Raw genomic sequence first — 8,285 nt, forward strand, 5'->3', positions numbered from 1 at the left:
CGGTGCAAAATGTTATCCGGTATTAGCCCCGGTTTCCCGGAGTTATCCCAGTCTTATAGGCAGGTTACCCACGTGTTACTCACCCGTCCGCCGCTAACTTCTTAAGAGCAAGCTCTTAATCGGTTCGCTCGACTTGCATGTATTAGGCACGCCGCCAGCGTTCATCCTGAGCCAGGATCAAACTCTCCAATAAAGTGTTTGTCTAGCATCATAAATAAAAATTGACGTTTCACGTTGTTTGTTTCGTTCAGTTTTCAAAGAACTTGTTCGTCGCCTCATTTGCGACTTCCTTATGTTAACATCTCAGTCATTCGATGTCAACTAAGTTTTTCATTTTGTTTATCGTGGTTACTTTGTTTCACCAGCGACTCGTATAATATTACTCCTCTATATAATAATAGTCAATAACTTTTTTAAAAAACTTTAGACATTCCCAGTTACGTCATTTTGTTTCGTATAGCTGTGACTTATATGTAAAAAAACAAAGTGGATTTAGATAGAACAATTATTTAGCATGTTTTATATGGAGTGCGGGGCAGAATAAGATCGATTGCGTGAACCTAGTACCTTTATACCTACAGAGACTCTATATAAAGTGAAACTTCCATCAGTGGGGGGCTTCATCCCCCACTGATGGAAAGCTCTCACCAATCGGGCTTTTACGGAAAGTTATCTCCCTCTTCAATTTTCTCGGAATCTTGAGGTGGAGGGCTTACTGTCCGTTAATGCGGGATAAAACCTACGTTGTTTCACAATCACTTTAACTTATAAGAAGAATTCAAAAACCACCTGATTTTACGAACCAATTCCCCTGCATGATCAAACATCATAGCATGAGACGATCCAGGAATTACAACTGTTTTACTTTCACTTAATTTACATTCAACATTTTTTATAAATGCTAATTTTTTATTAAGATCCCCTTCTTTTTCAGCTGGTAGAAATAATACTCTACATTGAACATGATCATACAAATCCTCTAACCTTCTATCATAAAGGTCCTCCGCAATCTGTCTCATGTTGCCTCTCATAGATACAAAGGTCACTTTTCCATTTTGAAGTTTTCGTGGTTTATAATCTTCCATAACTAGAGCTCTCTCCTTATTCCATGGCAGCCATTTCTTTTTCATATACTGCATCAAATCTTCTCTTGAATCAAACTCCTGCTCCGGATTAGAAAAGTATTTATTTATATGTTCTTCTTTCGATTCAGTATACAAGCCCCCATCGCCTGAATGATTGACTAAAGCTCCTTCAGAATTCACTAATGAAATAACTCTATCTGCATACGTGGATGCGAACATTGTACCAACATAACAACCAAGCGAACTTCCTACTATGTGAGTTTTATAAATACCGAGAACATCTAACACCTCTCGAACATCTTCAACTAAAGTTTCAAGTTGATATCCACTTTGAGGATGATCCGAATTGCCATGCCCCCTTATATCGATAGCAATTACACGATATTCTTCTGTAAACTTTGGAATAACGCTTCGCCAAATAGCTGCACTTCCTCCCAAATAATGCAGGAACAAAATCGGTTCACCATTCTGGCTATACTCATACGCTTTAATTTTTACTCCCTTTGTATTTACCGTGTATTCTTTCATTCCATAATCCCCCTTTTTCTCTCCCTAGTTCATAAAGAGAACTTCGTGACTTCGTATTTATTTTATCGTATATTGGTGACAAACCATGTCACTAATATTAGGAGATATTTTCATGTCTAGAACAGGGAGATTATTTGAGCTATTAATTACACTAAATACGAAACATCGCTTTACTGCTCAAGAGTTAGCAAATGAATTTTCAGTATCCAAAAGAACGATACTTAGAGATTTACATCTATTAAGCGAAATGGGTGTCCCTCTTTTTTCTTCACCGGGGCCAAATGGTGGATACACTCTTATAAGGGAACAAAAACTCCCTGCTATCTCATTAACACCAGAAGAAGCTACAGGATTACTGCTGTCCTATAAACTTTTAGAGGATGGACCTTTTACACAAGAAATTATATCAACCATTACTAAAATCCGTTCTGGTATGTCTGTAGAGATGCTTCAAAAAATCGAAACATTACAAGATAGACTAGCTATTGATTCTCCGAAAAGAAGCTTTAAAAACCATTACCTCAAAGAACTTTTACAAGCAGCATTAGACAAAAAACACCTGCAAATAGAGTACGAATCCCGTTCCGGATATTCAACCCGAACAATCTTTCCCTATGGACTCATTCTAGCTAACGGATTATGGTACTCTCCTGCATTTTGTTATAAACGAAAAAGGAATGTACCATTCCGAGTCGATCGGATTATTTCCCTAAAAATACATCACAATTTCTCAGGGCCGATTCCAGTAGATATGACCATACCACAATGGTTAAATCAAACAGAAGCTACTTCAAAAGAACTCACTTTACGAGCAACAATAACTAAAAAAGGCTGTAAAACGCTAGACCCTCATCCTATTGGAGAATGGATTCAAGTTCTTCCTAATGGTACAGGAGTAATTGAAGAAAATTTTAGAGAGTCAGATATACCATTTATCGGAGGACTGTTCCTTAGTCTTGGGGCGGAAATATTAATAGAGGAGCCTGTTGAATTAATACAGTTTGTGAGGGGAAAAGCGATAGAAGTCATTAGCCAATACTCGAAAATATAAAACGTCCCCTTATTTCAAATCCACGGAAGTTTTACTTGCACCTACAGTTACGTGAGGCTTTAGACTCAAAGTAACCAAATTAAGATAGAAAAGGGGATAGATCTAACATGAGTATTAACAGAACATATTCAATCGGAGAATTTTCTACAAAGACCGGGACATCCATACGAACATTACATTATTATGATGAAATTGGGTTGCTCAAAGTTGAAAAGCATCCTCATTCTGGTCACCGCCAATACACCGAGCAGGATGTACTTACACTGCAAAAAATTGTTGGTTTTAAATTTTTAGGCTATAGTTTGGACCAAATTAGTAAAATGATGAATGAATCTAGTTTGAACGTAACCTTACACGATACGCTACAAAACCAAAAAAGGGCTTTTGAACAGAAAAAAGAACAAATCGAAACGATGCTAAAAGCGATTAATCGTACGATTCGATTGATAGAAGATGAAGAAGAAGTGGACAGTACAATCTTAATGAGTTTAATAAACAGCATGCAAACAGAAAAACCTCAGCGACTTTGGATTGAACAACATACATCAAAGGAAGTAGCTGATCGGTTATTTAACAAGCCTGAAGAAGAAATGATTGCATTAGATAAAGAATTTATCCAGTTATCTAAAGAAGTAAAAAGATTAATAGGGAGACCAGTTCATACTCCCGAGGTACAAGCGTTAATGGATAAACATATGAAAACAACGCTTAAATTTGTTGGTGAAGAAACGCTGTATGCTATACAAGATATTGAGGAATTAGAAAAAGAAAAGCTTGAAAACATGATTCCTTCTCCATATACAAACGAGGAAGAGGAATGGTTAAATCAAGCTATGGAGTATTATATGATTCAAAATGGTATGTATGATCCAAAGATAGATTAAGACGACTGTATATATAAAACAAGTTCACATTAAGATAAAAGAAGTCGCCTGTTTGGATCAGCCTTTTTCCCAAATAGGCTATTTATTATGGATAAACATAGTCATCATCGTAATTGGATTTACAATCTACCTTATTTCACCAATTCATAGTATATAATTAATTCATATAACCAAATTACAATTCGAAGCAGGTGAAACAATGGAAACGGTTCGCGTACTTATAGCTGATGATGAAAAAGAAATAAGAGATTTATTAAAAAAGTATCTTGAGAGAGAATTCTATACAGTAGATATAGCAATCGACGGCGAAGAAGCTCTTCATTTATTTAAACAAAACAAATATAACCTCGTCATATTAGATTTGATGATGCCGAAAATAGATGGGATCGAAGTATGTAAAAGGCTTAGAGAGCAAACAAATATTCCCATATTAATGCTTACTGCTAAAGATCATGAAGTAGATAAAATTTTAGGATTAAGCATAGGTGCAGATGATTATATTACGAAGCCTTTCAGTATTCATGAAGTAGTCGCACGGGTGAAAGCTCTTATGAGGCGTTTTTTAATATTAGGAAGTGACGCTATCTCGCATGAGCAAACGGCCCTTCAGTTTAAGGGACTAGTCATTGATTTAAAAAAATACACAGTTACCGTAGATGAAGAAGAAATAGCTTTAACGGCGAAAGAGCTAGAACTACTCAAGTTTTTTGCTTCTAACCCCCAACAAGTATTTACGAAAACACAACTCTTTCGCAACGTTTGGGACAGTAACTATATAGAAGATGATAATACGATTATGGTACATATTAGAAAACTTAGAAAGAAGATCGAAACAGACCCTTCAAATCCTAAATTTATTCAAACCGTGTGGGGAATTGGTTATAAATTTGCAGGTGAAAAAGATGAAAAACGATAAAGTTCTCTATCTTATTTCATTTCAGCTTATCATTATGTCGGTACTTCTGTTTATTGAAATGAGTCATATATTTAAACTCATTTTATTTACTGTATTAATTCTTATAACGATAAGTCTTTTCTTGATAAGAATCCATTTTATTCAAAGGCGGGAGTCTATCGTTACTAGCTTACGAAGAGCCATTCATGGGAATTTACAAACAAGGTTATATACGACCAATGATAACTCGTTGGATGATGTCATTTTTTCTATAAATGAGTTAATTACAGAGCTAGAAAAAGTACAAGTGGAAGCTAGAAAGTCTCAAAAGGCTAGAAAACAGCTCCTATCTAGTATTTCACACGATATTCGAACACCGCTCACTTCCATTATAGGATATGTTGATGCTTTAAAAGATGGAATTGCCGCTTCAGAAGATGAAAAACGAGAGTATCTCGAAATACTCTCAAAGAAATCAAACAGCTTAAAACAATTAGTTGATCAAATATTTAATATGGCCAAGCTAGATGCAGATGAATTCCCCATAAAGAAGGAGTCTCTCGATTTTGCTGAGATTACTAGAGAATCTCTCATTGAGTTTTTACCTGAACTCTCAAAACATGGCATAGAATTACAAATTCATATTCCAGAAACGCCTTGCCCTATTACAGCAGACCACTTTAGTCTTGTTCGAATTATAAGTAACCTCATGAAAAATGCGATATATTACGGAAAAACTGGAAAAGTAGTCGGAATAGAACTACTAGAAACCACGTCTGAATACCAACTATTCATTTGGGACAAAGGACCTGGAATTTCAAGTAACGATTTAGAAAACGTATTTGAAAGAATGTATAGAAGTGACCAATCAAGGAATGCCTCGCATGGCGGAAGTGGTCTAGGACTCGCTATTGCAAAAGCTCTCGTAGAAAAAAACAGCGGTCAAATATGGGTAGAAAGTATTCCGTGGAAAAAAACCACCTTTGGCTTTTCCATCCCTAAACAAACTACTTTTAAGAAACAGTTAAGAAATGATTAAGCAGCTGTTAAATCCTCCTTTTTATTATGTAAGTAAGAGTTCATAGAAAGTGGGTGTTCCAAAATGAGTACAATTATAAAAACAACGAATCTTACTAAAATTTATGGCAACCAAAAATCAGTAGATAATCTAAATATAAATGTAAATCAAGGAGAGATTTATGGCTTTATCGGACGAAACGGTGCAGGTAAAACAACGACAATTCGAATGCTACTAGGTCTCATTAAACCTACAAGTGGCAAAATCGAAATATTCGGGGAGGATTTTTTCCAAAACCAAAAAGAAATTTTAAGAAGAATTGGTTCCATCGTTGAAGTTCCAGGATTTTATGAAAACCTTACTGCAAAAGAGAACTTATTAATTAACGCAAAAATAATTGGAGTCCATAAAAAGAATGCCATTGAAGAAGCACTAGAAATTGTAGGCCTGCAGCATGAAACAAAAAAGTTGGTGGGCAAATACTCTTTGGGGATGAAACAACGATTAGGAATTGCAAGAGCCCTTCTTCACTATCCAGAACTATTAATACTTGATGAACCGACAAATGGTTTAGATCCAATTGGTATTAAAGAAATGCGCAAACTTATTAAATCTTTAGCACAAGAAAGAAATATAACAATATTAATTTCCAGCCATATTTTAGCAGAGGTTGAACAGCTAGTCGATCATATGGGAATCATTCATGAAGGCAAATTATTAGAAGAAATTGCCCTTGATACACTTCGAAAAACAAATCGTAAATACTTAGAATTCCAAGTAAACGACGATAATAAAGCTGCAATGCTTTTAGAAAAACAATTTCATATTTTTGATTACGAAGTACATGATGAAGGAAATATTCGCGTCTATTCTCACTTCGGCCAACAAGGGCAAATTAATAAATTTTTTGTACAAAACGATATTGAAGTATTAAAAATTATGATGAGCGAAGACCGATTAGAGGATTATTTCACCAAATTGGTTGGAGGTGGGACAATTGGTTAATCTACTATATACGGAACTATTAAAATTAAAACGTTCTAATATGTTCCTAATTAGTATTATCGGAGCAGCTGTAGCACCTTTTATGATTGTAGTCGCATCATATATACACGTAAAAACAAAACAGCCCACTAAAGCTATTCTGTTTACTGATTTATTTACTGACGCGCATCTATATACCCTTTTAGTAATTGGTGTCCCTCTATACGGAGTTGTCACTGCTTATCTCTTTAACCGTGAGTACACAGAAAACACATTAAAAAATTTATTAACAATTCCTGTATCACGTATTAGCTTTATTATTAGCAAGTTTATTCTCCTTTTTATTTGGATTATAGTATTGACTATGGTTTCTTGGGGATTAACTCTACTATTGGGCATTTTAGGAAACTTCCCCGGTCTAAGTAATGCATTAATTCTACAGTCTTTCATGAAGTTTTTAATAGGCGGCGGATTTCTTTTTATTTTATCCACTCCTATTGTATTTCTAACTCTTATAATGAAAACATATGTGTCACCTATTATATTAACCATCGTTATTACAATGATAAATGTTATGACCGCCAATTCAGAACATAAGGATTTATTCCCTTGGGCAGCAACAATAGATATCGTAAATAATCAACTCCAACCAACATATCCACCGGAATATTCTTATGTGATCATTGCCGCTACGGCTATTATCGGCTTTATTGCAACAATATCATATTTTAAAAGAGTGGATATTCATTGATTTAGCTAATCATCAAAAAGTATTAGACTGTTAAAAAATAGTTATAGAATGCAAAGCTACTTTCTGTACATGAAAGTATTTTTTGCTACCATAAAACTAAAGTATTACAAAACCTTGCAAAGTCCCTTCAGAAGTTCTGAAGGGATTGTTTCATTAAGAGATAAAAGTGTAAAAACAATAAAGTGGAGCCATGGCATTCATTTAGAGAAGAAATGCATGTACTACAAATTAAAAGTTGGTAGTACATAAAGACACAGATAAAAACATCGAGTATAACATGTATATTCATCGCAATTAAGAGCACATTATATACAAATATAGTGGAGGTGTAATTATGAATATTCAAAGACACGGTTATAATACAAGCAAAATTCTTATTGCAGGTGCAGCAAGTGCAATTGAGCAAATGAAATACGAAATTGCTCTTGAACTTGGGGTCACACTTGGTCCAGAGACATCCGCACGTGCAAACGGTTCTGTCGGAGGAGAAATCACAAAACGTCTTGTTCGAATGGGTGAAGAGAAATTAGCGACTCAGTATAGAACCCATTAAAATTTTTACATAGTTATATTAAAAAGTATCCTTTATGAATCTAAGGATACTTTTTTTATGTTTTTATTATAAAAAATTATTACAGTTACACAGAAAAAGAACGTTTCAAACACAAAAAAACCTAAGTCATATTGACTTAGGTTTTTGCCTGGCAACGTCCTACTCTCACAGGGACAAAGTCCCAACTACCCTCGGCGCTAGAGAGCTTAACTTCCGTGTTCGGTATGGGAACGGGTGTGACCTCTCTGCCATTATTACCAGACTTATGAAGGTATATTCCTTCAAAACTAGATAACATTCATGTAGTATGCATATTGGATTTAATCCAGCTCCAGCGACTAGAATTTCCGATCGCTTACGCTCTTTGTTTGGTTAAGTCCTCGATCTATTAGTATTCGTCAGCTCCACGTGTCACCACGCTTCCACCTCGAACCTATCAACCTGATCATCTTTCAGGGATCTTACTAGCTTAACGCTATGGGAAATCTCATCTTGAGGGGGGCTTCATGCTTAGATGCTTTCAGCACTTATCCCTT

The 8,285-nt window shown here is 35.3% G+C and carries 8 protein-coding genes and 3 rRNA genes; 7 read left to right on the forward strand and 4 right to left on the reverse strand.

The window, feature by feature from the left end:
* Both H280_RS0122150 and H280_RS24530 read right to left on the reverse strand, forming a co-directional pair.
* Positions 1 to 193, reverse strand: a 16S ribosomal RNA gene (locus H280_RS0122150); the annotation flags it as partial.
* A gap of 562 nt (positions 194 to 755) precedes the next feature.
* Positions 756 to 1,613, reverse strand: coding sequence for an alpha/beta fold hydrolase (locus tag H280_RS24530; RefSeq protein ID WP_020063286.1), 858 nt, complete (start codon positions 1,611 to 1,613; stop codon positions 756 to 758).
* 112 nt (positions 1,614 to 1,725) lie between these two features.
* On the opposite strand from H280_RS24530, the gene H280_RS0122160 reads away from it, so the two are divergent.
* The 7 genes from H280_RS0122160 to H280_RS0122190 all read left to right on the forward strand — a co-directional run bounded on the left by H280_RS0122160 (position 1,726) and on the right by H280_RS0122190 (position 7,749).
* Entirely contained in the window at positions 1,726 to 2,664 is a 939-nt protein-coding gene (locus H280_RS0122160) for a helix-turn-helix transcriptional regulator (protein ID WP_020063287.1), read from the forward strand.
* 107 nt (positions 2,665 to 2,771) lie between these two features.
* Entirely contained in the window at positions 2,772 to 3,548 is a 777-nt protein-coding gene (locus tag H280_RS0122165; protein ID WP_020063288.1) for a MerR family transcriptional regulator, read from the forward strand.
* 199 nt (positions 3,549 to 3,747) lie between these two features.
* On the forward strand, positions 3,748 to 4,464 hold the full coding sequence (locus H280_RS0122170) for a response regulator transcription factor (protein WP_020063289.1): 717 nt from the start codon (positions 3,748 to 3,750) through the stop codon (positions 4,462 to 4,464).
* On the forward strand, positions 4,451 to 5,482 hold the full coding sequence (locus tag H280_RS0122175; protein ID WP_020063290.1) for a sensor histidine kinase: 1,032 nt from the start codon (positions 4,451 to 4,453) through the stop codon (positions 5,480 to 5,482). The genes H280_RS0122170 and H280_RS0122175 overlap by 14 nt, the downstream gene beginning before the upstream one ends.
* A 63-nt stretch (positions 5,483 to 5,545) precedes the next feature.
* Positions 5,546 to 6,466 (forward strand): ABC transporter ATP-binding protein, encoded by a 921-nt coding sequence (locus H280_RS0122180; RefSeq protein ID WP_020063291.1) that lies wholly within the window; start codon positions 5,546 to 5,548, stop codon positions 6,464 to 6,466.
* Entirely contained in the window at positions 6,459 to 7,196 is a 738-nt protein-coding gene (locus tag H280_RS0122185) for an ABC transporter permease (RefSeq protein ID WP_020063292.1), read from the forward strand. The genes H280_RS0122180 and H280_RS0122185 overlap by 8 nt, the downstream gene beginning before the upstream one ends.
* Positions 7,197 to 7,530: 334 nt before the next feature.
* Positions 7,531 to 7,749 carry an alpha/beta-type small acid-soluble spore protein gene (locus H280_RS0122190; protein ID WP_020063293.1) on the forward strand — a complete coding sequence of 73 codons (219 nt, stop codon included), beginning with the start codon at positions 7,531 to 7,533 and terminating at the stop codon, positions 7,747 to 7,749.
* Positions 7,750 to 7,895: 146 nt separating this feature from the next.
* On the opposite strand, the gene rrf is transcribed toward H280_RS0122190, so the two are convergent.
* Positions 7,896 to 8,011 (reverse strand): 5S ribosomal RNA (gene rrf, locus H280_RS0122195).
* A 106-nt stretch (positions 8,012 to 8,117) separates the two neighbouring features.
* A 23S ribosomal RNA gene (locus tag H280_RS0122200) occupies positions 8,118 to 8,285 on the reverse strand; the annotation flags it as partial.

The organism is Bacillus sp. 123MFChir2, from assembly GCF_000383235.1.
In the GTDB taxonomy this organism is placed as follows: domain Bacteria; phylum Bacillota; class Bacilli; order Bacillales; family Bacillaceae_G; genus Bacillus_A.

Bases quoted from the DNA above. Each gene is read 5' to 3' on its own strand.
- H280_RS0122180 (WP_020063291.1), top strand. From the start codon at position 5,546: ATGAGTACAATTATAAAAACAACGAATCTTACTAAAATTTATGGCAAC.
- H280_RS0122190 (WP_020063293.1), top strand. From the start codon at position 7,531: ATGAATATTCAAAGACACGGTTATAATACAAGCAAAATTCTTATTGCA.
- H280_RS24530 (WP_020063286.1), bottom strand. From the start codon at position 1,613: ATGAAAGAATACACGGTAAATACAAAGGGAGTAAAAATTAAAGCGTAT.
- H280_RS0122165 (WP_020063288.1), top strand. From the start codon at position 2,772: ATGAGTATTAACAGAACATATTCAATCGGAGAATTTTCTACAAAGACC.
- H280_RS0122170 (WP_020063289.1), top strand. From the start codon at position 3,748: ATGGAAACGGTTCGCGTACTTATAGCTGATGATGAAAAAGAAATAAGA.
- H280_RS0122175 (WP_020063290.1), top strand. From the start codon at position 4,451: ATGAAAAACGATAAAGTTCTCTATCTTATTTCATTTCAGCTTATCATT.
- H280_RS0122160 (WP_020063287.1), top strand. From the start codon at position 1,726: ATGTCTAGAACAGGGAGATTATTTGAGCTATTAATTACACTAAATACG.